This window comes from Albidovulum sediminis (assembly GCF_025380365.1).
Lineage (GTDB): Bacteria > Pseudomonadota > Alphaproteobacteria > Rhodobacterales > Rhodobacteraceae > Albidovulum > Albidovulum sediminis.
The window spans coordinates 122,620-145,438 of the sequence record NZ_JAOCQF010000004.1 but is presented as its reverse complement, the minus strand read 5'-3'; the positions used below and the strand labels follow the sequence as shown (position 1 = coordinate 145,438).

At 66.1% G+C, this 22,819-nt stretch carries 18 protein-coding genes; 2 read left to right on the top strand and 16 right to left on the bottom strand.

Features of this window, described 5'->3' with window-relative positions:
* The 10 genes from N5I32_RS18675 to N5I32_RS18630 all read right to left on the bottom strand — a co-directional run bounded on the left by N5I32_RS18675 (position 1) and on the right by N5I32_RS18630 (position 12,265).
* Positions 1 to 840, bottom strand: a complete 840-nt coding sequence (locus N5I32_RS18675; protein WP_261497459.1) for an ABC transporter permease subunit — start codon at positions 838 to 840, stop codon at positions 1 to 3.
* Entirely contained in the window at positions 837 to 1,808 is a 972-nt protein-coding gene (locus N5I32_RS18670) for an ABC transporter permease (RefSeq protein ID WP_261497458.1), read from the bottom strand. Before N5I32_RS18670 ends, N5I32_RS18675 begins: the two co-directional genes overlap by 4 nt.
* Before the next feature lie 9 nt (positions 1,809 to 1,817).
* A complete protein-coding gene (locus N5I32_RS18665; RefSeq protein ID WP_261497457.1) occupies positions 1,818 to 2,924 on the bottom strand; it encodes an ABC transporter ATP-binding protein in 1,107 nt (368 codons plus the stop codon).
* A gap of 62 nt (positions 2,925 to 2,986) precedes the next feature.
* Positions 2,987 to 4,087 (bottom strand): polyamine ABC transporter substrate-binding protein, encoded by a 1,101-nt coding sequence (locus N5I32_RS18660; protein WP_261497455.1) that lies wholly within the window; start codon positions 4,085 to 4,087, stop codon positions 2,987 to 2,989.
* Positions 4,088 to 4,176: 89 nt separating this feature from the next.
* Complete coding sequence (locus N5I32_RS18655; protein WP_261497454.1) at positions 4,177 to 5,385, bottom strand: aromatic ring-hydroxylating oxygenase subunit alpha; 1,209 nt, start codon at positions 5,383 to 5,385, stop codon at positions 4,177 to 4,179.
* Positions 5,382 to 6,533 (bottom strand): aromatic ring-hydroxylating oxygenase subunit alpha, encoded by a 1,152-nt coding sequence (locus tag N5I32_RS18650; protein ID WP_261497453.1) that lies wholly within the window; start codon positions 6,531 to 6,533, stop codon positions 5,382 to 5,384. The genes N5I32_RS18655 and N5I32_RS18650 overlap by 4 nt, the downstream gene beginning before the upstream one ends.
* 12 nt (positions 6,534 to 6,545) lie before the next feature.
* Positions 6,546 to 7,760, bottom strand: coding sequence for an aminomethyl transferase family protein (locus N5I32_RS18645; RefSeq protein WP_261497452.1), 1,215 nt, complete (start codon positions 7,758 to 7,760; stop codon positions 6,546 to 6,548).
* The gene (locus N5I32_RS18640; RefSeq protein ID WP_261497451.1) at positions 7,757 to 9,313 is read right to left on the bottom strand and encodes a phytoene desaturase family protein; all 1,557 of its coding nucleotides are present in this window, start codon (positions 9,311 to 9,313) and stop codon (positions 7,757 to 7,759) included. Before N5I32_RS18640 ends, N5I32_RS18645 begins: the two co-directional genes overlap by 4 nt.
* Positions 9,300 to 10,916, bottom strand: coding sequence for a phytoene desaturase family protein (locus N5I32_RS18635; RefSeq protein WP_261497450.1), 1,617 nt, complete (start codon positions 10,914 to 10,916; stop codon positions 9,300 to 9,302). The genes N5I32_RS18640 and N5I32_RS18635 overlap by 14 nt, the downstream gene beginning before the upstream one ends.
* Positions 10,913 to 12,265: an aspartate aminotransferase family protein gene (locus N5I32_RS18630; protein ID WP_261497449.1), complete on the bottom strand. Its 1,353-nt coding sequence runs from the start codon at positions 12,263 to 12,265 to the stop codon at positions 10,913 to 10,915. Before N5I32_RS18630 ends, N5I32_RS18635 begins: the two co-directional genes overlap by 4 nt.
* Before the next feature lie 211 nt (positions 12,266 to 12,476).
* Between N5I32_RS18630 and N5I32_RS18625 the strand changes: the two genes are divergently transcribed.
* Complete coding sequence (locus N5I32_RS18625; RefSeq protein WP_261497448.1) at positions 12,477 to 13,142, top strand: TetR family transcriptional regulator; 666 nt, start codon at positions 12,477 to 12,479, stop codon at positions 13,140 to 13,142.
* A gap of 125 nt (positions 13,143 to 13,267) precedes the next feature.
* Here the strand turns inward: N5I32_RS18625 and N5I32_RS18620 are convergent, their stop codons facing one another.
* The 6 genes from N5I32_RS18620 to N5I32_RS18595 form a co-directional block, all read right to left on the bottom strand.
* On the bottom strand, positions 13,268 to 14,350 hold the full coding sequence (locus N5I32_RS18620) for a saccharopine dehydrogenase family protein (protein ID WP_261497447.1): 1,083 nt from the start codon (positions 14,348 to 14,350) through the stop codon (positions 13,268 to 13,270).
* Between the two features lie 178 nt (positions 14,351 to 14,528).
* Positions 14,529 to 16,028 (bottom strand): L-piperidine-6-carboxylate dehydrogenase, encoded by a 1,500-nt coding sequence (gene amaB, locus N5I32_RS18615; RefSeq protein ID WP_261497446.1) that lies wholly within the window; start codon positions 16,026 to 16,028, stop codon positions 14,529 to 14,531.
* Position 16,029: 1 nt separating this feature from the next.
* Entirely contained in the window at positions 16,030 to 17,067 is a 1,038-nt protein-coding gene (locus N5I32_RS18610) for an ACP S-malonyltransferase (RefSeq protein WP_261497445.1), read from the bottom strand.
* Entirely contained in the window at positions 17,064 to 19,253 is a 2,190-nt protein-coding gene (locus N5I32_RS18605) for a dehydrogenase E1 component subunit alpha/beta (RefSeq protein WP_261497444.1), read from the bottom strand. The genes N5I32_RS18610 and N5I32_RS18605 overlap by 4 nt, the downstream gene beginning before the upstream one ends.
* A gap of 105 nt (positions 19,254 to 19,358) precedes the next feature.
* Positions 19,359 to 20,567, bottom strand: coding sequence for an acyl-CoA dehydrogenase (locus N5I32_RS18600; RefSeq protein ID WP_261497443.1), 1,209 nt, complete (start codon positions 20,565 to 20,567; stop codon positions 19,359 to 19,361).
* Between the two features lie 11 nt (positions 20,568 to 20,578).
* Positions 20,579 to 21,790, bottom strand: coding sequence for a pyridoxal phosphate-dependent aminotransferase (locus N5I32_RS18595; protein ID WP_261497442.1), 1,212 nt, complete (start codon positions 21,788 to 21,790; stop codon positions 20,579 to 20,581).
* A 94-nt stretch (positions 21,791 to 21,884) separates the two neighbouring features.
* Here N5I32_RS18595 and N5I32_RS18590 point away from each other — a divergent pair, with 94 nt between their 5' ends.
* Positions 21,885 to 22,802 (top strand): LysR family transcriptional regulator, encoded by a 918-nt coding sequence (locus N5I32_RS18590; protein WP_261497441.1) that lies wholly within the window; start codon positions 21,885 to 21,887, stop codon positions 22,800 to 22,802.
* Positions 22,803 to 22,819: the final 17 nt, after the last annotated feature.

The following is a 22,819-nucleotide window of genomic DNA, read 5'->3' as shown; positions in this document are numbered from 1 at the left end:
TCAAAGATTCGCTTGATAGGCCAGTTGAGCGTCACGCTCCCGCCGGCGTTCCGCGGCATTCATGATGATGCCCGCAATGATGACGCCGATGCCGACGACGCAGACCGTGATCGTCGCCAGCGCGTTCACGTCCGGCGTGACGCCCAGCTTGACCTTCGACCAGATCAGCAGCGGCAGCGTGGTATTGCCGGGCCCCGTGGTGAACGAGGTGATGACCACGTCGTCCAGCGAGATGGTGAAGGCCAGGAGCCAGCCCGACAGGATCGCGGGCGAGATGATCGGCAGCGTGACGTCCTTCATCACCTGCCAGGGACGGGAGCCGAGGTCCATCGCCGCCTCCTCGACAGACACGTCGGCCTCGCTCAGGCGGGAATGGACGATGGTTGTCACGAAGACCATGGAGAATGTGATATGCGCCAGCGTCACCGTGGCAAAGCCCCGCTGGGCGGGCCAGCCCACCCATTCGGCCAGCATGATGAAGAAGATCAGCGACGAGATGCCGGTGATGACCTCGGGCATGATCAGCGGCGCGGTGACAAGGCCGGAAAACAGCGTCCGGCCCCGGAAGGACTTGAACCGCGCCAGCGCAAGCCCCGCCATCGTGCCGAGGATGGTGGCGAAGGTCGCGGACAGGAGCGCGATCTTGACCGACAGGATGGCGGCGTTGATCACCTGATCGTTCTCGAAGAGCTTCGCGTACCATTTCGTCGAAAATCCACCCCACACCGTCGCAAGCCGCGCGTTGTTGAACGAAAAGACCATCATCGAAAGGATCGGCACGTAGAAGAACGCGAAGCCGAAGCACAGCATCGTTACCAGGAAGCGCGACTTGCGTTTCATGGCTCCATCGCCCTCTTCTCGTGCGCCTTCGCCTCGAAGTGCGAATAGAGCATCATCGGCACGACCAGAAGCAGCAGAAGCGCGACCGCCACGGCAGAGGCCATGGGCCAGTCGCGGGCCGAGGCGAATTCGTCCTGGATCACCCGGCCGATCATGGGTTGCGACGGGTTGCCAACAAGGCCCGGAATGATCAGTTCGCCCGACGCCGGGATGAACACCAGAAGCCCGCCGGCGATGATCCCCGGCACCGAAAGCGGCAAGGTCACGTCGAGGAACACCCGGAACGGCCGCGAGCCCAGATCCTCGGCCGCCTCGTTCAGCGTCAGGTCAAGCTTTTCGAGGTTGGCGTAAAGCGGCAGGATCATGAACGGCAGGTAGGAATAGACCGTGACCAGAACCACCGCGAAGTTCGTGTTCATCATCTGGATGGAGCGGACCGCCCATTCCTCGGGCGCCATAATGTTGTAGGCCGAGGTCAGCAGCTTGTTGAACCAGCTGTTGTTGCCCATCAGTCCCATCCAAGCATAGACCCGCAGCAGGAACGAGGTCCAGAAGGGCAGGATAACCAGCATCAGCAGGATGTTGCGCCAGGACTTCGACACGCGCGTCAGACCCAGCGCCATCGGATAGCCGATCAGCAGGCAAAGAACGGTCGCGAAGGCCGCGTTCCGGATCGAGGTCAGGAAAGCGCGGATGTAAAGGCTGTCGGAAAATAGCCGCTCGTAGGTCGCCGTGTTGATCAGCGGATGATCTCCGCCAAACCCGAACGGGGGCGAAGTCGGCGTGCGCGTCGCCACACTCATCGCGATCACGATGATGAAGGGCACCAGGAAGAAAACAAGAAGCCAGACGTAGGGCGTGGCGATCGTGATGTCCGCCCAACCGCGCCGGTTGAACCAGCGCAGGAATCCGCCCTTGGAGGGGCGCGCGCTGGCATGTCGGGCCGCGATGTCGGGGCTTTCGGTCATCGGCCTGCCTCAGCTCGTCAGAAGGATTGCGGCGCCCGGCTCGAACGAGAGCCAGACCCGGTCTTCCCACGCCGCGACGCGTTGCCTTTCGTCCGCACGCCGCGCGTTGACCGACAGCACCGACAGAACCTTGCCCGAGGCAAGCTTCACCTTGTAGAGCGAGTCCTTGCCGAAGTAGCCGAGGTCATCCACCGTGCCCTCGAAGGCATTGGGGCCCTCCGGCCGGGCGCGCGAGATCGCGATCTTCTCGGGCCTGAGCGCGAGAGTAAGCACCTGGCCGGGCGCGGTTCCGGGCACCGCCCGCGCCGTCACCTGCCCGCCGAGGTCGGGCACGTCCACCACCGCCTGATCGCCCGCAACCGAGGCCACCTTGCCTTCGAAGAAGGTGATGGAGCCGATGAAGCCGGCGACAAAACGGCTGTTGGGGAATTCGTAGATCTCGGTGGGGCTGCCCACCTGCTTCACCTCGCCCTTGTCCATCACCGCGATGCGGTTCGAGAGGATCATAGCCTCTTCCTGGTCGTGGGTGACGACGATGAAGGTGGTGCCGGTCTTGTGCTGGATGTCCATGAGTTCGAACTGCGTATGTTCGCGCAGCTTCTTGTCGAGCGCGGCCAGCGGTTCGTCGAGCAGCAGGAGCTTCGGCTGCCGCGCCAGCGCGCGTGCCAGCGCGACCCGCTGCCGCTGCCCGCCCGAGATCTGGTGCGGCTTGCGGTGCGCGAACTCGGTCAGCTGCACCAGCTCCAGCATTTCGCGCACACGGTCTTTTCGCTGCGCTTCGGTCATCCGCTCGTGCTTCAGCCCGTAGCCGATGTTCTTTTCCACCGTCATGTGCGGAAACAGCGCGTAGCTCTGGAACATCATGTGGACGGGGCGTTCATAGGCCGGAACGCCGGTCATGTCCTGCCCGTCGATGAAGATGCGCCCCTCGGTCGGGGTCTCGAACCCGGCAAGCATCCTGAGAAGCGTGGTCTTGCCACAGCCGGAGCCGCCGAGAAGGGCGAAGATCTCGCCCTTCCGGATATCGAGTGTGACGGAGGATACCGCCGTGAAGGTGCCGAAGCGCTTGGTCACGCCCTCGATGCGGATGAACGGCGGCGCCACTTCAGGCGCCACCGCAGATGCTGCGATTGATGTCGTGACCTGCATTTCAGCGGTTTACCCCCGGGGCCTTCCCGTCAACCAGTCTTGATCGCCTGCCAGGCGCGGGTCATTGCCCGGTCCTGTTCCTCGTTGAAGGGCTTGGGCGCCCACATGCGGCCGATGGTTTCGGCGTCCGGGTAGACCGCGGGATCCTCGAGGATCTCGGGCAGGATGAACTCCTTCGCCGGAACGTTGGCGGTGGCGTAGTAGGTGTAGTTGGTGTCGCCCGCCGCGACCTGCGGCTCCATCAGGAAGTTCATGAACTTGTAACCGTTCTCGCGGTTCGGCGCATCCGAGGGGATCGCCATGCAGTCGACCCAGGCCGGGGCGCCGGTCTTCGGCACGAAGTAGGCCAGGTTCATCTCGATCCCCGCCTCGGCCGCCCGGCCTGCGGCGGTCGCGTAGTCGCCCGACCAGTTGTTGATCGCGCAAAGTTCGCCGTTCGGGATCGCGTTGAGGTAGTTGGTGTTGTCGAAGGTGCGGATGTACTGGCGGATCGGCTTGAACGCCTCCACGACCTTGTCGTAGTCGGCGACGTTGGTCGTGTCGCCGTCAAGGCCAAGGTATTTCAGCACCATCAGCATGATGTCGGTCGGGCTGTCGAGGATCGAGATGCCGCAATCCGCCAGCTTCTCCGCGTTCTCCGGTTTGAAGATCAGGTCCATCGAGGTCATGTCGGCGTCGGGGATGCGTTCCAGCACCATGTCGACGTTGTAGGTGAAGCCGACCGATCCCCATATGTAAGGCATGCCGTATTCGTTGCCGGGATCCCACCCCGCAAGGATGCGGAGCACCTCGGTATCGAGGTTCTTCCAGTTCGGCAGCAGCGACTTGTCGAGCTTTTCGTAGATGCCAGCGGTGATGGCGCGGGGCATGTCGACGCCCGCGTGGTCCACCACATCGTATCCCGTCGACCCCGCCAGCATCTTCGCCTGCGCTTCCTCCGCCGAGGAATAGGTGTCGTAGACGACTCCGATGCCCGTCTGGGCCTCGAAATCCGCCAGCGTGGTTTCACCGATGTAATCGGCCCAGTTGTAGACGTTCACCGTTCCGGCCTGCGCCCAGGAAGGCCGGACGTAGGGCATCGCGAGGGCACCGCCAAGTGCAGTCAGCGTCGTCCGTCTGCTGAGTTTCATGGGTCTCTCCTCTGCTGGTTTCAGGAATTATCGTTGATTGGCATTTGAGGGGGGTCAACCGATTCTGGTCAACCGATTTTTGATCATATTCAGGGCGTGGCGCTTCGTATCCTCTCGTTTGTCTCGCAAACGCGATCCTCAGCCGGCGCATCCTGAATGCGCATGACCGGCAGGATGCGGCGCAACTGGTCGTGATGGTTCTTCACCGCGAATTCCAGGTCCGACAGGTGGAAGCCCTCGAAGGCCGACGACTTCATCGACTCGTTCGACCAGATTGACAGCTGGACGTCCTCCTTGCCGGTCTCGCGGTCGATCCGGTAGGCAAGGTAGCGGCTCAGCCGTTCCTGCCGCGTCTCGTCGGGGCGGCGATAGATCGCGCCGCGTTGCAGGGTCCGGCCCGGCGACAGCGGGAAATCCTGATAGAACTGCACGGTTTCCGGGGTGAAGATGAAGACCCCGGTCGGGAACATGCCGACATAGGCCCAGACCTTGCGCTTGTCGGCGGGCAGCCAGTCCGGCGCGGGCGCGAACTTGACGTAGTTCCGCACCGACCAGAGCCGGCCCGGCGTGTCCCCGAAGGTCGCATAGGATGCGGAATTGCCATTGGCAAAGGCCAGGTCGCGATAGGTGCGACCGTAAAGGTCCTGCAGCGCGGGATGGGCCATGGCAACGTGGTAGCCCTCGTTGTCGACATCGCGCACCGACTTCCAGTTCACGTCGATCTCGCTGGTCACGATCGTCCCCGACGGCAGGACATCGGCCGCGCGCCAGTCGGTGAAATCGCGCTCGAACGGCGCCAGTAGGTCCCGGACGGCGGGCTGCGGCCCGGGGCGGAAACGCACGAACATGAAGCCGTGCCAGATATCCAGGTCCAGCGGCTTCAGGCCGAAGTCGGCCCGGTCCATGTCGCCGAAGCTTCCGGGGCGGGCGGCCCCGCGCAGGGTTCCGTCGAGGTTGTAGACCCAACCGTGGAACGGGCAGACCATCGCGCCCTTGCAATGCCCCTTTTCCTCGGCCGCGACGCGGGCGCCGCGGTGGCGGCAGAGGTTGTGGAAGCCGCGGACAACGCCATCCGCACCGCGGATCACCAGCGCGCGTTCGTCGGCGATGTCCATGGTCAGATAATCGCCGGGTGCCGGGATGTCGCTGACGTGGCCCGCGATCTGCCAGTGGGTCTGGAAGACCTCGCGCTTTTCCAGCTCGAACAGGGCCTTCGAATGATAGGTCCAGCCGGGCAGTCCGCGGCGGTCCCAGTCTTCGGGCACGGGGCGGGGCTTGGTGACCAGCGGCCTGTTCATGCGATCACCTCGCCCGCCGCCTCCATCCGCGTGCGAAGCCACTGGTGGAACCTGTGGATGTCGAATTCCTGCGGCATGAGCCGTCCCCTTTCATATCGGTCGGAGTGGAGCCCACGCTGGTTCATCTCGGCCACCTCGGCATCCTGCGCCATCACGATGGTCGCAAAGGCCGCGACCTCGGCCGGGTCGAACCCCGGCTGGGCCATCGTCTCTGGCGGAAAGAACCATTCCGCGGTCAACAGGGTTTCCTCCGGCCCAATCGGCTCAAGCCGTACGGCGCGGACATGATCGACATGGGCCACGATGAACATCGTGGGGTAGATCGTGACGAAGTTGTAGCCGTTCGCGCGTTCCTCTGCGGTCAGGTGCGGGAAGACCGGGCCGCAGGGCTGGCCGGATGCGGTCCAGGTGACGGCGCCGTCCTTCAGGTTCGACGCCGGCCGCGGCATGTCGGGCGCCCAGCCGGCGGCCTCGTTCGTGGCCATGATGCCCTGCCGGTAGATCGGCACCATGTCGCACAGTTCGGGATGAACGCCCGGACAGTGCAGGCATTCGTTGTAATTCTCCCAGAAGATCTTCCAGTTGCACTTCAGGCGCTTTTCCATCCGGTGCCCGGTGACCAGTGCGGCCATCGGCCAGTTGTCGAGCGAGCGCACCCCCATGTCCGGCGCGAACTCGGGCGCATCATGGGCAAGGCAGACGTAGAGAAAGCCGTTCCAATCCCGGACATGCACCGCGAACAGCCCGTGATCCTCGCGCCGGAAGTCCTCTGTCGGGGTCCCGAAGGCGGTGGAGACAAGCCGCCCGTCGGTCGCGTAGGCCCAGTTGTGATACTTGCAGGTGATGAGCTTGCCGAGCGGCTGTTCGTGGGCGGAACACAACTCCGCCCCCCGGTGTCGGCAGGTGTTGTGGAAGCAGGCCACCCGCCCGTCGCGGTCGTGGCACAGGATCAGGCTTTGCCCCGCCGCCTCGATCCGGCGCATCGTCCCCTGCGGCAGGTCGTTGCGCCGCCCGACATAGACCCATTCCCGGCTCCAGATCGCCTGTCGTTCCTTCTCGTACCAGCCGGCGTCCCGGTAGACCCAGGCGGGCAGGGTTTCGGGGCAGTGGTCAAGCAGCGGGGAATCGGGATGGCGATGCAGGGACATTCTCTCGCTCCTTCAGAACGGGCCGGGCGGGGTGGCCCTGCGACGGTCCGGATTGAAGAACGGCCGGTCGCAGACCTTCGCCCGAAGCATGAGCTTGACGTATTGCAGTTCGCGCATGGCGTAGACCTCGACCCAGAGGTTGTCGGACTTCCCGGCGTGGTAGGGCCGCTCCAGATGCGCCAGCGCGATGTTGCGCTTCAGCGTCGGCGACCAGCACGCGGCGGTGATCTGGCCAACCTCCCGCTTGCGGTCATGATAGACGATCGCGTGTTCGGCCGAAACGTTGCCGTCGATATCAAGCCCGACGAAGGCCCAGCGCGACCCGCGTTCCCGCTCGGCCAGCAGCGCGCGACGGCCGGTGAAGTGCCCCTTGTTCCAGTCGATCATCCAGTCGAGGGACATCTCGAACGGCGAACGGACGCGATCTTCCCGCACCGCCTGATGGGCGGGGACGAAGTCGAGGTTGGTGATGATGAAGCCCGCCTCCGTCCGCGCGAGATCCAGCGCCTGTGTCCCGATGGGCCGCAGACCCCAGGGCGCGCCCGCCTCGAACAGGCAGTCCCAGAGCGCGAGCGCATGATCGGGCGCGATCCAGAGTTCATAGCCGAGATCGCCGGTAAACCCCGTGCGCGAGATCATCAGTTCGCCACCGTCGAAACCGAAGGTCGCCATGCGGAAGGGCTTCAGCGCGGCCACGTCGAACCCGGCGGCCTTCAGGACCGCGAAGGAACAGGGGCCTTGCAGGGACAGTGCAGCAATCTCTTCCGTCTCCTCGGCCACGCTCACCTCGAAGCCGAAGGCGCTGTCGAGCAGCCAGGGCAGATGGCGTTCCTGGCAGCAGATGCGGAAGTCGGCTTCGCCCAGACGGAACAGGGTGCCGTCGTCGATGATGTGGCCCGCGTCGTCGCACCAGATCGTGTAGTGCACCGCGCCGACCGGCAGCTTTGCGGCGTTGCGCACCGTCAGCCGGTTCAGATACGCGGCCGCCTCCGGCCCCCGGACCCGGTACTTGACCATCGGGCAGAGGTCATAGACCGTCGCCGCATTGCGGATCGCCGAATGCTCCATCGCGAGGTCGTCGTATTCGAGAACCGTGGTGTAGCCGCCCCAGGGGCCCCAGCTGTTCAGCCGGTTCGCCGCCGCGGTGCGGGGGTGAAACGTCGTCTGGCGCAGCGGCGTCAGGTAGTGCTGGCGCGGATCCGGTTGCATCGGCTTTTCGGCTTTCATCGGCCCGTCCCCCGGATGATGCGTTCGGCGGCGTTCCACCCGGCAGCGCCGGAAATGCCGCCGCCGGGATGGCAACCGGCCCCGGCCAGCCACAGGTCGCTGAGCGGGGTCGCGTATTGTGACGTTCCCGCGAAGGGGCGCAGGAACAGCATCTGCTCGACACTCAGCTCACCATGGTGCCAGTTGCCCCCCACCATGCCGTAGCGCGCCTCGATGTCGTAGGGCATCAGCAATTCGGCGTGTTCGACCAGGGCGCGCAGGCCGGGGGCGTGGTCCTCCAGGACGGCCAGGCTGCGCGCCAGCATCTCCTGCCGCGCGACGTCCGGCCCGGCCTTGGGTGCGTGCGGCGCGAACTGCACGATGGCGGACAGGATATGATGCCCGTCCGGGGCATGTCCGCCCTCATGCGCCGAGGGCAGGATCACCTCCATCACCGGACGCTCGGGAACCTCGCCATACTTCACCGCGTTGAAGCTAAGCTCGACCGCCGTTTCGGACGGTGCCAGCACCAGCCGCGTCCGCAGGTCCGCGCCGCGGAAATCGGGGGCGCCCTTCAAGGCCAGGTGCAGCTTGGCCGCGCCGCCGCGCGACTTCATGGCGCGGACGCGATTGACGAAGCCGGTGTCGAGGTGACGCGGGCCGACAAGCGACAGGAACGTGGTCTTGGGATTGATCGCCGAAACCACGGTCTTCGCCCGCAACTCCTCTCCGTCCGCAAGGGTGACACCGACGGCCCGGTCGTCTTCCACCAGGATCGCGGCCACCCTTGCGCCGGTGCGGATCGTCACGCCCTGCGCCTCGGCCGCCTTCGCCATCGCGGAGGCCACGGCGCCCATGCCGCCCTTTGGCAAGGCAACCGCGGCACGACGCCCCGCGACCTGACCCGCGAGGCGATTGAGAAGATGGATGAGGGAATTCGGCGACCGCGGGCCAAGCCAGGTGCCAAGCACCGCGTCATGCGCAAGGATACCCTTCAGCCGCGGGTCGGTGAGGTCGTCGTTCAGGACGTCGTAGACATTGATCAGGAGCATCCGCAGGAACTCGCGGAAATCGTCCTTTCCCAGCCTGCGGATGCCGAACCCGAGCTTGCCGAGCTTCATGTATTCGTTGCCGGCCCCGGCGGCGATGCGTGGCGGCGTCATTTCCTTGAAGGGCGCGAGGACGCCGGCGAACCGCATAAGCTGTCCGCGCAGCTCCGACCAGGCCAGGCGCTCGGCCTCGGACAGGCCCGCGACACGCTCCCCCGCCTCGCCCTCGAGGAGGAGGTGATCGCCGTCGGGCGCAACCAGCGTAGACGGCAGGCTCAGCCCGGCATAGGACAGGCCGTGACGGCCCAGGTCCATCTCCCGCTCCACCCGCGCGTCGATGGTCGTGACCAGATGCGCAAGCCCCGGCGCCCGGTATCCCGGCGCGAATTCGCGCCCAAGCGCGGCGCCCCCCGGCTCGGCGCCCGATTCCAGCACCAGAACCCTCCGGCCCGATTTCTGAAGCCGCGCGGCGCAGGCCAGCCCGTTGGTTCCGCCGCCGATCACGATGGCATCAAAGGACGGCATAGGCATCGCTCATGTCCTTCTTGGGCATCTTGACGTCGCGCAGGATCTCGGCCGCCGCATTGCGCCCCGGCGCGCCCATGACACCGCCGCCGGGATGGGTCGACGACCCGCAGATCCACAGATCCCGGATCGGGCTGCGATATTGCGCATAGCCGGGCACCGGCCGGTTGAAGAGGAGCTGGTCGAAGGTCAGCTCGCCCTGGAAGATGTTGCCTTCGGTCAGCCCGACTTCCCGCTCCAGCTCGCGCGGGGTGCGCACCTCCACGTGCAGGATGCTGTCCTTGAAGCCGGGCGCATGCGCCTCGATCTGGTCGAGACAGGCCTTGGCAAAGGCATCCCGGTCGGCGTCGGTCCAGTCCTGCCCCTCGATCTTCGGCGGCGCATACTGGATGAAACAGGACATGAAATGCTTGCCCGGCGGGGCCATCGTCGGGTCGATCATGGTCGGGATCATCATGTCCTGGAACGGATCGCGGCTGAAATGCCCCGCCTTCCAGTCGTCGTAGGCGCGCTCCATCTTCTCGATCGAGTCGGTGAAGTGCAGGTCGCCCTTCATGTTCGGCGCGCCTTCGGGCAAGGCCGTGAACCGGGGCGCCCGGTCCAGCGCGATGTTCAGCTTGCCGGACGAACCGCGGATCTTGAAGTTCTTCACGCGCTTGACGAAGGACGCAGGCAGTTCGTCCTCATCGACATGTTTGAGGAACGTCCGCTTCACATCCATGTTCGACACGACGCGTCGGCCCGACACCTCGTCCCCGTTCTCAAGCACCACCCCGGTCGCGCGGCCGTTGCTGACCAGGATGCGCTCGACCCCGGAACCGGTGCGGATCTCTCCGCCCGCCGCCTTGAGCGAGGCCGCTAGCGCCTTGGTGATCGACCCCATCCCCCCGCGGGCAAAGCCCCAGGCGCCGACGTTGCCGTCCACGTCGCCCATCGCGTGGTGCAGAAGGACATAGGCCGTGCCAGGCGACATCGGGCCCAGCGCGGTGCCGATGATCGAAGCGACCGCCTGATAGGCTTTCACCGCCGGATTTTCGAAGTATTCGTCGAGGTAGTCGGCGATCGACATGGTCCAGAACCGGATCATGTCGTACATCGCCATTTCCGACAGGCCGAACATCTGCTTGCCCAGCCAGGCCAGTTCCGCGATGTCGCGTGGCCGGAAGCTGGCCGGGTCGGCGGCGGTGCGCAGCAGCATCGGTCGGATGAAGCGGCAGTGGCGCAGCACGTCACGGGCGTAGCGGTCATAGGCTTCCGCATCGCGCGGGCTGTGGCGCTCGATCTCGCGCCGGTTGGCGTCGTGGTTGCGGAACATGCCCAGATAGTCGCCGCCCTCGGTAAAAAGCGCGCCCCCTTCGTAGGGCAGGATCTGAAGCCCGTGCCGGGGCAGTTCCAGGTCGCGCATGATCTCGGGCCGGAACAGCGATGAAACGTAGGAGCAGTTGGAATAGGTGAAGCCCGGATAAAGCTCGCGGCTGACCGCGGCGCCGCCGATCCAGTCGTTCTTCTCGACCACGACCACCTTCAGGCCGGCCCTGGCCAGATAGCTGGCCGCGACCAGGCCGTTGTGCCCCGCGCCGACGATCACCGCATCATAGATCATGCGCGCTTCGCGTCCTCTTCGAAGTGTTCCAGCGTCAGGTCGACCGCCGTTTCCACCGCCTTCAGCGTATCGCTCAGGCAGGTCTCGTCCAGCCCATGCGCTTCGCACATGAACCACGGCTCGCGCGAATCCGGCTCACAGATGACGCCGAGATCGTGCAGATGATATGCCATCCGGTCGTAGAACGAATAGTCCGACGTCTTCCAGTCGCGGTAGTTGTCAGGGGGCGTTTCGGCGAAGAAGAGGCCGAACATCGACGGGTGGCCGGTGTAGGAATGGACGATCTTGCGCGCGTCGAGGATCTTCGAGATCCCCGCCTTCAACCGCTCTCCATAGGCCGCAAGCGTCTCCAGCGCCGGCGTTTCGTCAAGGATGCGCAGCGTTTCCTCCGCCGCTGCAAGCGACACGGAATGCGCCGTGTAAGTGCCGCCATGCGAGGCGCCGCCATAGCGGAAGGTGCGCATGACCTCCTCGCGCCCGGCAACGACGGAGATTGGGTAGCCGTTCGCCACCGCCTTCGCGAAGGTGGTGATGTCGGGCGTCACCCCCATGATGCCCTGGATGCCGCCCTTGCCGACGCGGAAGCCCGATTTCACCTCGTCGATTATCAGCATGACGCCGTACTTCGTGCACAGCTCGCGGGCGAGCTTCACATATTCGGGCTGCGCCATGATCGAACAGCAGTTCCCCTGGATCGGCTCGATCAGCATCGCAGCAAGCTTGTCGCCATGCTTGCTGAAGATGTCCTCGAGCCGCTGGAAATCGTTCATCGGCGTGATATGGGCCAGCTTCTTGACAGTTTGCGGGATGCCCTTGCCATAGGGAACAAGCTCCGGGTCGGTGTTGGAGCCGAGGTCCCATTCGTCCATGTTCGACATCCACATGGCGGCGTCGAAAAGGCCGTGATACCCCCCCTCGACCAGCAGGTAACTTTCGCGCCCGGTATGGGCACGCGCCAGCCGTAGCGCCGCCATCACCGCCTCGGTACCCGAGTTCGAGAAGCGCACAAGCTCGGCCGCGGGGACCATGCTGGCGATCCGGTCGGCCACGGCCAGTTCCTTCTCGGTCGAAAGCGCGAAGACGCCGCCAACCTCCATCCCCTTGCGCGCGGCCGCGTCCACTCGCTCGTCGGCATAGCCGAGGATCGCCGGACCATAGCCAAGGCGATAGTCGACGTAACAGTTGCCGTCGATATCCCAGGTCCGCCCGCCCTTGCCGTGATGAACATAGATCGTGCGGTCGTCCCCCCAATAGCGGAAGGTCGAGGACACCCCCAACGGCAGACGCTTCACCGCACGCTGGAACTGGGCGTTGGACTTGGAAAGATTGCGCTGCGCAATCCGGGACATGGTCATCTCTCCTGCTTCAGGGACAGCGGCAGCGAGGCCCGATCCTGGCCCCTGCACTCTCCACCCTGTCATCGCAGGCTAGATTGGTATTGACTGGGGTGTCAATCAGAATATTGACTGAACTTTCAAAATGGACCATCTTCGGTTGCGGGCGACGGAAATGGCCTTATCTATTGCGCTGCGGGCGCCGGGTCCGCCGAAAGGATTCCCGATGGGCGAAGCTGCCGTGAAGTCTAAGGGCGAACCCTCCCAGCCGCGCAAGCTGAGCCGGGCCGCGCGCCGCCAGCAACTCATCGAGGCAACGATCGAAACCATCGCCGAACGTGGCTATGCCCGCACGACGCTGACGGATGTCGCCAACCGCGCCGGCCTGTCGCACGGCCTTGTCAACTTCCACTTCGAAACGAAGGAAAGGCTGCTGACCGAGACGCTGATGTTTCTGTCCGAGGAATACCGCGCCAACTGGGTCGCAGCCCTTGCCGCCGCGCCCGACACCCCCGCGCTGCAACTCGACGCGCTGATCCGGGCCGACTTCAACCCCGAGATCTGCACCCCCGCCCGACTTGCCGCCTGGTGCGCCTACTGGGGCGAGGCGCAGTGCCGACCGCTCTACCAGGAACAATGCGGATCGAACGACGACGCCTATTTCCGCGCCATGCTCGACATCTGCGAACGCCTCGCCGCCGAGGGACGCTACCGCTACAATCCCACGCTTGCCGCGCGGGTTCTCCGGGTGACGCTCGAAGGCGTCTGGCTCGACATGATGACGATGAATTCGCCCTACAGCCGGGCCGAGGCGCTGACGACCGTCTATGCCTGCGCCGCCGCCTTCTTCCCGGATCATTTCACCCAGGACGGACCGACGGCCGCGGCCTGAACCGCAGGGCCTGTGCGGCGTCCCCGGCTTCCCGAATGCGCCAGCAGAAGGCCCGCGAACGCTTCCCGGAAAACCGGGAAGCGTGAGGGACAGGCTTGCGCGCGCCCGGCGCGCGCTTCGCCCGATCAGGCGTTCCGGCCCCGGTGCCCAATGTTGTAATAGTTGCCGGTGCGGGTCGCGAGATAGGGCGACAACGGGATGTCTTCCTGCTTGAGGAAGCCCTTGGCCGGGATCGCGCCGTCGCGCACCATCTCGATCACCGCCACCACCGAGGCCGAGGTCGTCCAGGCGATCGCAGTCCGCCGACGCCCGCCGATTTCCAGCGGATAGTAGGCGCGCACGAACTCCTTGCGCTTCAGTTGCCCCTCGACCCAGCCCTCGGCGGCGACATGGACATAGACCACGTCCTCGTCGACCGGCGGCTTGGCGTGGGTCAGGATGCGGCCCGCGGTTTCCCGGTTCTCCCGCATCAGAAGCTCATGGAAGAAGAAGTTCATCAGTTGCACATGCCCCGGATAGCGCATGGTCTTGTAGTCCAGGTTCTCCACCCGGCCCGCATAGGTCTCGCACATCGTGCCGAGACCGCCCGAGGTGGTGAAGGCCTCCAGATGCACGCCGTCGATATAGATGGTCTCCAGCCACTCCATCGCGGAGACGTTCTTGTGCACGCCCTCCTCGATCACTTCGCAGTCGTTCAGATACTCGTTGACCACGCCTTCGGGCGACCAGTTGAAGGCATAGCCCAGAAGCCCGGTGGGATTCTGCGGCAGCGCGCCAACCCGCAGGCGGATCGAGCGGACCTTGTCGAACTGTTCGGCCAGATGCGCGCCGACGATGCCGACGAAGCCCGGGGCCAGGCCGCATTGCGGCGCCATGATGCCCTTCGAGGTCTTCGCGAGGCCACGGATATGCTGCGTCGTCGGCACGTCCTCGGTCAGGTCGAAGTAATGCAGGCCAAGCCCGTGGGCGACGGTCGAGACACCGATGTTGAGGTGATAGGGCAGGCAGGACAGGACCGCGTCGTTCCCCGACAGGGCGGCCGAGAGGGCGGAGGTATCGGCAAGGTCTGCCACCTTGACCGGGAAGGGGCAACCCGAAACCTCGCGGGCGTCGATCCCCGTCACCTCGAACCCGGCCCCGGCCAGAAGTTCCGCCGCTAGATGCCCCACCTTGCCCAGGCCGAGAACGGCCACTTTCCTGAACGACATGTCTTTCCCTTTCTCTTTCGCGCGGAGCGGATCCGCCCCGTTTGCGACAGAATGCCGGAACATGGTGGCGATTGCGCCGAACATTCCGACGGATCTTAGTCTGAAGTGCAAAAATAAGACGGGCCGGTCAGGCATAGTGCCGACCGGCCCGTATAGCCCCGGAAACCCCGAAGCCTGATCAGAAGTCGAACTTCACGCCCTGCGCCAGCGGCAGCGTCGCGCCGTAGTTGACGGTATTCGTCTGGCGCCGCATGTAACCCTTCCAGGCGTCCGACCCGCTTTCCCGGCCGCCGCCGGTTTCCTTCTCGCCGCCGAAGGCGCCGCCGATCTCCGCACCCGACGGCCCGATGTTGACGTTGGCGATGCCGCAATCGGAGCCGACCGCGGACAGGAAGGTTTCCGCCTCGCGCATGTTCAGCGTGAAGATGCAGGACGACAGACCCTGCGGCACGTCGTTCTGCAGCGCGATGGCCTCTTCCAGCGTCTCGTAGCCGAGGACGTAGAGGATGGGGGCGAAGGTTTCGGTCCGCACCGTATCGGTCTGCGCCGGCATCTCGGCGATGGCGGGCTCAACATAGGCGCCCCCCTGCGGCACGCCCGAAGTCACCGTACGGCCGCCATGGACCTTGCCGCCCTCGGCCTTCGCCTTCTCGAGCGCCGCCTGCATCCGGTCGCGCGAGGCGTGGTCGATCAGCGGGCCGACAAGCGTCGTCGCCTTGCGCGGGTCGCCCACCGGCAGGCTACCGTAGGCCTTGATCAGCCGCGCCACGAGGTCGTCCCTGACCGAGTTGTGCGCGATCAGCCGGCGCAGCGTGGTACAGCGCTGGCCGGCCGTGCCGACTGCCGAAAAGACGATGGCCCGCACCGCCATGTCGAGATCGGCCGAGGGCGCCACGATCATCGCGTTGTTGCCCCCCAGTTCCAGGATCGGCCGCCCCCAGCGCGCGGCGACCTTCGGGCCGACGATCCCGCCCATGCGGGTCGACCCCGTGGCCGAGACGATGGGCACGTCCTTCGAGTTCACTAGCGCCTCGCCGACTGCCGGGCCGCCGATGACAAGCTGGCAAAGCCCGTCCGGCGCATCGCCGAAACGCTTCATCGCGCGTTCCATGATCTTCATCGTCGCCATCGCCGTCAGCGGCGTCTTCTCCGACGGTTTCCAGATCACCGGGTCGCCGCACACGAGCGCCAGCGCCGCATTCCACGACCAGACCGCGACGGGGAAGTTGAACGCGGTGATGACCGCGCAGGGCCCCATCGGGTGCCAGGTTTCCATCATCCGGTGGCCGGGACGTTCGGAGGCGATCGTCAGGCCGTAAAGCTGCCGCGACAGGCCCACGGCGAAGTCGCAGATGTCGATCATCTCCTGCACTTCGCCCAGACCCTCGGAGGTGATCTTGCCCGCCTCGAGCGTGACCAGCGCGCCGAGTTCGGCCTTGGCCGCACGCAGTTCCTCGCCCAGCAGGCGGATCAGTTCGCCCCGGCGCGGGGCCGGAACCTGCCGCCAGGCCCGGAAGGCGCCCTGCGCACGCGCGATCACCGCCGGCATCTCAGCCGCGTCCGTCTCGCGGATGCGGGCCACCTCGGCGCCGTCGATGGGCGAATGCACCGCAAGCGTGCCGCCGTGCAAGTCGTCCTGCGTCAGGCCTGCAGCCTTCAGAATGTCGTCGTGGGTCATCTCAATCTCCCTTCGTTACGCGCGCCCGCTGGTCATCCATGCCCATGGAGACCAGCATCGGCGCCGTCTGTTGCCGTGTCTGGAATTCGGTTTTCGAGCCCATGCCGCGCCAGTTCGACTGAATCAGTGACTGCGCCACCGCCCCGCCCAGCGTCGTGCCGGGGCCGGTGACGATGAACAGATCGGGAGCGAACTCGCGCGCCGCGATGCGGATCGCATGGGTGAAGTCATAGGTCTCGGTCACCTGGTGGCCAAGGGTATAGTCCCACAGCGCCTGCGTGTCGGTCGCGCCCGGCCACCAGATCGCGCCGCGACCGTCGATCATCGGCAGCTTCGGCTGGCCGAAAAGCGACGGCGACAGCCGCGCGCGGCCACGTTCCGCGACAGGGGCCTGCAGCGCGGAATGGAAGGCGGCGTGATTGGCCAGCCGCATCGGAAACCGACCCTGCACCGGCGGGACCGCCGCCTCGAACGCCTTCAGCCCCTCTTCGTTGCCGGCAAGCACCAGCATTCCGCCAAGGTCGATGGACAGCGTCAGCACGTGGCCGGGGCGGGCGGCGATCCCCGCCACAAGTGCCATCAGGTCGGCCTTCCGGGCCGGATCGGGCCGCCAGTCCTCGTCCACGAAGGGATAGATCAGCTGGCCACCGATCAGCGCCTCCTGCATCAGCGTACCCATGGTGTTGACCACCTCGAACCCCGCCTCCGCGGACAGCGCGCCGCCGACGGCCAGGGTGGAATACCACCCCATCGAGTTTCCGGTCACCGCGACGACCCTGACCCTTTCGCCGTCGATGGCGCGGAAGTCGCCCAGCGTCGCCGCGTAGATCAGCGCCGAGGCGTTGTCGCCGCGCGTGTGGCGGGCGACCGAATAGCTCGCCGCGCCGTCAAGCTCGCTCAGCCGCTCCTGACCCAGCGCGGCGCGCATCCCGTCGAACCGCGCCAGCAGCGCCCTGTCCGCGAAATGGCGCCCCAGATAGCCAAGCTCGGTCTTGGTATAGGTTCCCCGGCCGGGGCAGATGACAACCGCCGTCTTCATTTCGCGCCCCCGACCAGCGCCATCGCAGCATCGAAGATGCCGGCCGCCGAAGGCATCGTCGCCGCATAGGCCGGCCCGGTGGCGATGAAGCTGTCTTCGGCCGTGATCCGCGCCACCGGCACCTTCGTCCGTTCGGCACAAAGCGCCATCAGCGCCTCGGCAATCCCGCCGGACCGGCGCGTCTCGTCGACGATAAGGATACGTTCGGCCCCGGCGACGGCATCAACCAGCGCATCGGCGGGCAATGGCGAAAGCCAGCGCAGATCGATCACCCTCGCCTTCACGCCCGCGTCCGCCAGCCGCCGTTCCGCCTGCCGCGACAGGTAATAGCCGTTTGCGAAGGTGACAATGGCAAGATCCTTGCCGTCGCCATGAATCCCGACCTCGCCCAGCGCGATCGTCTCGGACGGATCGGGATAGCGGCACATCCAGCCGCCGTCCTTCTCCGAATGCAGGTCCCGCATCGGGTAAAGCGCGATGGGCTCCAGAAGGACCACCACCCGCTGCTCCTCGCGCGCCAGCCGCACGCATTCGCGCAGCATCTTCGCCGCGTCCGCGCCGTTCGAGGGGCACGCCAGGATGACACCCGGAATATCGCGGAGAACGGCAACCGAGTTGTCGTTGTGGAAATGCCCGCCGAACCCCTTCTGGTAACCAAGCCCCGCGATGCGCAACACCATCGGGTTGGTGTACTGGCCGTTCGAGAAGAAGGACAGCGTCGCCGCCTCGCCCCGGATCTGGTCCTCGGCGTTGTGGAGATAGGCCAGGAACTGGATCTCCGGCATCGGCACGAAACCGTTCTGCGCCATGCCGATGGCAAGGCCCAGGATCGACTGTTCATCGAGCAGCGTGTCGATCATCCGGTCAGACCCGAACCGGTTCACAAGCTTCTGGGTAACGCCGTAGACGCCGCCCTTGCGGCCGACGTCCTCGCCCATCATGACGATCTCCGGATGGGCCAGCATCAGGTCGGTGAGCGCCCAGTTGATCAGGCGCGACATGATCTGCGGCTCTTCCATCGCCTTCATGTCACCGCCGAAGACCGCCCCGCGCGCCTCGGCCGAGGGGCCGTTCGTCGGCCGGCACACCCGCGCCGGCGGGATGAGCGAGGCCATGACCTCGCCGGCCGTGCGCAGGCGCGGCCGCGTCACCGCCTCTGCCGCGATGCGGGCGACGCGGGCGTTCGTGTCCTCGTAGATGGCCAGAGCCTCGTCGGGCGACAGCGCCCCCGCCTGATCGAGAAGCCGAACCGCGTGCAGCAGCGGGTCGTTCGCTTCCTCGGCCTCCACCTCCTCGCGCGAGAGATAGGTGGTCGGCACGTCGGCACCGGCATGGCCGTAAAGCCGGATCGTACCGACATGCAGGAAAGCCGGCTTGCGGCGGCTGCGGACGTAGTCCGCCGCTTCCCGCGCCACCCGGAAGGTCTCGTAAAGATCGAGGCCGTTGCAACGGAAATACTTCATCCCCGGCCGGTTCCCGAAGGTCGCGGCGATCCAGCCCTTCGGCGTCTTGGTCGAAATACCGATGCCGTTGTCCTCGCAGACGAACAGAAGCGGTAGCGGGATCGACTGGTAGGACGTCCACTGCGCGGTGTTGAAGGCCCCTTGCGCCGTCGAATGGTTGGCGGATGCGTCCCCGAAGGAACAGTAGACGATGGCATCGTCGGGCAGTTCCTGATGCTCCGGCCGGTGCCGCCGCGCCGCGCCGATCGCATAGGCCGCGCCCACCGCCTTGGGCAGATGCGACGCGATGGTCGAGGTCTGCGGCGGGATCGCCAGCGCCTTCGATCCCAGCACCTTGTGCCGCCCTCCCGAGATCGGATCCTCTGACGAGGCCGCAAAGCTCAACAGCATGTCCCAGGCGATCGACTGGCCCGGAACCTGCCCCGCCCGCGCGATCTGGAACGCCGCGTCGCGGTAGTGCAGGAACGCCATGTCGGTCGGGCGCAGCGCCAGCGCGACCGCGGCGAGGCCCTCATGCCCCGAGGAGCCGATGGTGTAGAACCCCTGCCCCGCCTTCTGCATCGCACGGCTCTGCCGGTCGAGCGCGCGGGTCAGGCAGCCTGCCCGGTAGCCCGCCACCGCATCCGCCGCCGAAAGCGGCCCCGAGGGCGCCTCGCCCGGCGGCAGGTCGCGCGCCGCGACCCGGCGCAGGAAATTCTCGTGAACGATATCAGCGCGATCCATCGCCTGTCTCTCACTTGCCGTTCTTCTTTTTCCAAGTATCCCCGCCGGAGGCTCCCGGCTTGTCTGTCGGAAGCCTCCGGCGGGGATATTTATCAAAAGAAGAAATCAGAAGAATGCCTGAAGCCCGGTGACGGCGCGCCCGAGGATGAGGGCGTGCACGTCGTGGGTGCCCTCATAGGTGTTCACCGTTTCGAGGTTCACCATGTGCCGCATGACATGGAAATCCTCCTGGATGCCGTTGCCGCCGTGCATGTCACGGGCGTGGCGCGCAATCTCCAGCGCCTTGCCGCAGTTGTTGCGCTTGACGATGGAAATCATCTCTGGCGCGGCGTTGGCCTCGTCCATCAGACGGCCGACGCGCAAGCTGGCCTGCAGGCCCAGGCTGATCTCGGTCAGCATGTTGGCGAGCTTGAGCTGGAATATCTGAGTCTGGGCCAGCGGGCGGTTGAACTGCTTGCGGTCGAGCCCGTACTGGCGCGCGGCGTGGAAACAGGCCTCGGCCGCGCCCATCACGCCCCAGCTGATGCCGTAGCGAGCGCGGTTGAGGCAGCCGAAGGGGCCCTTCAGCCCCTCGACATTCGGCAAGAGCGCGTCCTCGCCGACCTCGACATCCTTCATCACGATCTCGCCGGTAATCGAGGCACGGAGCGAAAGCTTGCCGCCGATCTTCGGGGCCGAAAGGCCCTTCATGCCCTTTTCCAGCACGAAGCCGCGGATCTTGCCGCCGTGCGCGTCGGATTTGGCCCAGACGACGAACACGTCCGCGATCGGCGCGTTCGAAATCCACATCTTCGACCCGTTCAGCACATAGCCGTTCGCCGTCTTGGTGGCCCGGGTCTTCATCCCCGCCGGGTCGGAGCCTGCATCCGGCTCGGTCAGGCCGAAGCAGCCGATGAATTCGCCGGAGGCGAGCTTCGGCAGGTACTTCCGCCGCTGTTCCTCCGATCCGTAGGCGTAGATCGGATACATCACCAGCGATGACTGCACCGACATCATCGAGCGATAGCCACTGTCGATCCGCTCCACCTCGCGCGCGACAAGGCCGTAGGCGACGTAGGAGGCGCCGAGCCCACCGTATTCCTCGGGCACCGTCACGCCGAGAAGCCCCATCTCTCCCATCTCGCGGAAGATCGCCGGGTCGGTCTTTTCCTCGCGGTAGGCGGCGGTGACCCGCGGCAGCAGCTTTTCCTGCGCGTAGGCACGCGCGCTGTCGCGCATCATCCGCTCATCCTCGGACAGCTGGTCTTCCATGCGGAAGGCGTCTTCCCAGTCGAAGCGCGACAGGTCGGGGGCGTCTTTGGGTTTCAGGGCCATGGGCGGTCTCCTCAGGCGAGCGATGTGCAGAAACGGGCGATACGGGCGCAGGCCTCGGTCAGCGAGGCGCGCGAATAGGCGTAGGACAGGCGGAAATGGCCGGGAAGCCCGAAGGCGCGGCCGGGCACGAGGGCGACGCCTTCGGCCTGCAGAAGGGCCGCGGTGAAATCGGCGTCCTTTTCGATCCGGGTTCCGTCGGGCGCCGTCTTGCCGAAGGCTGCGGTGCAGTCGGGAAAGAGGTAGAAGGCACCATCGGCCGAGCCGCAGCGGATAAGGCCGGTGGCATTGAGCGCCGCCTGCACCATGTCACGGCGTTCGCGGAAGTCGTCGTTGCGCTCCGCCAGAAGTTGCTGATCGCCCGAGACCGCGGCAAGTGCGGCCGCCTGGCTGACCGACGACGCGCCTGACGTCACCTGGCCCTGCACAGCCACCATCGCCTCGATCAGGCGCCTGGGGCCGATGCCCCAGCCGATGCGCCAGCCGGTCATCGCGTGGGACTTCGACACGCCGTTCACGATCAGCGTCCGGTCCGCAAGATCGGGGGCGACTGCGCGGAATGACGCGAAGGGGACGTAACAGATGTGCTGGTAAATCTCGTCGGCGACGATGCCGACATGGGGCGCGTTCCGCAGCTCCTCGGCCAGCGCCTGCAACTCGGCCGGCGAATAGACCGCGCCCGAGGGATTGCCGGGGGAATTCAGGAGAACCCATCGCGTCCGGCCGGTGATCGCCGCCGCAAGCGCGGCCGGCGTCAGCTTGAAGCCGTCCTCCGCCCCCGCCGCGACGATAACGGGCGTGCCGCCGCAGACGCCGACCATGTCGGGGTAGCTGGTCCAGTAGGGCGCGGCGAGGATCACCTCGTCGCCGGCATCGAGCGTGGCGAAGAAGGCGTTGAAGATCACCTGCTTGGCGCCGGCAGAGACGATGACCTCGGCCGGTTCCGGGCGGTAACCGTTGTCGCGCGCGCAGGCCTCGGCGATGGCGGCCCGCAGGGCGGGGGTGCCTGCGGTCGCGGTATAGGTCGTTTCGCCCCGGAGAGCCGCCTCGTGCGCCGCCGCGACAACATGCGGCGGGGTCGGAAAGTCCGGCTCACCGGTCCCGAGCGAGATGACGTCACGGCCCGCGCGCTTCATGGCGGCGGCAGCTTCGGAGATCTGCAAAATCTCCGACAACTCGACTTCGGCGATGCGGGCGGAGCGGCGGAACGGATCGGGCGATGACATGCGGCGTCCTGTGGATCGGTTTTATGCTTCATGCGCCTTTTCGGGCCGCTCGAATAGCGTTATTGCAGCGATATTGTATGCATGGAGGGAATATATGGCCATCCCCCGCCGGCTGCTTCCGTCGATCAGCCTGCTGACGGCGTTCGAAGCGGTCTGCCGCACCGGCTCGACGCTGGCCGCGGCGCGCGACCTCGACCTGACCCAGGGCGCGGTCAGCCGTTTGGTCCAGAACCTGGAGGCGCAGCTGGGCGTCCCGCTTTTCCTGCGCGAGGGGCGGCGGCTGAGACCGACGGACCGGGCGCTGGCCTATGCGCGCGATGTCGGCAAGGCGCTTGACCTGATCTCGCGCGGGTCGATGCGGCTGCGCTCGGACACCGGCGGCGGAACGCTTTCGCTGGCCATCCTGCCCACCTTCGGAACGCGCTGGCTGGCGCCGCGGCTGGCGCGCTTCCTGTCGGCCCATCCGGGCATCACCATCAACCTCGGCACCCGCCTTCGCGCCTTCGACTTCGAGGAGGAGGGTTTCGACGCTGCCATCCACTTCGGCACAGACAGCTGGCCAGGCACGGGCGCCGTCAAGCTGTTCGACGAGCGGCTGGTCGCGACCTGTTCGCCGGACTTTCTGAGCCGTCATCCCGTCACCGGGCCCGCCGACCTGATGCGCCTGCCGCTCCTTCAACTGGAGACGCGGCCGAACGCCTGGGCCGGCTGGTTCCGGGAGCACGGGGTCGAAGGTGCGCCGCCGCAAGGGATGCTGTTCGATCAGTTCGCGCCGATGATCCAAGCGGCGATCCACGGCCTTGGCGTGGCGCTCCTGCCAGAGTTTCTGGCCAAGGCGGAGCTGTTGGACGGCCGGCTTGTCGCAGCCTGGGGCGCGCCGGTTCCGGGGGAGGGCAGCTATTACCTTGTCTGGCCGCGCGTGGGCGAGTGGTATCCGCCGCTCAAGGCCTTCCGCGACTGGCTTGTGGCGGAAGCCGCCGATCCCGACGGCGAGGACATGCTGCCCCGTTGACCTTTCCGCCGCCCCGG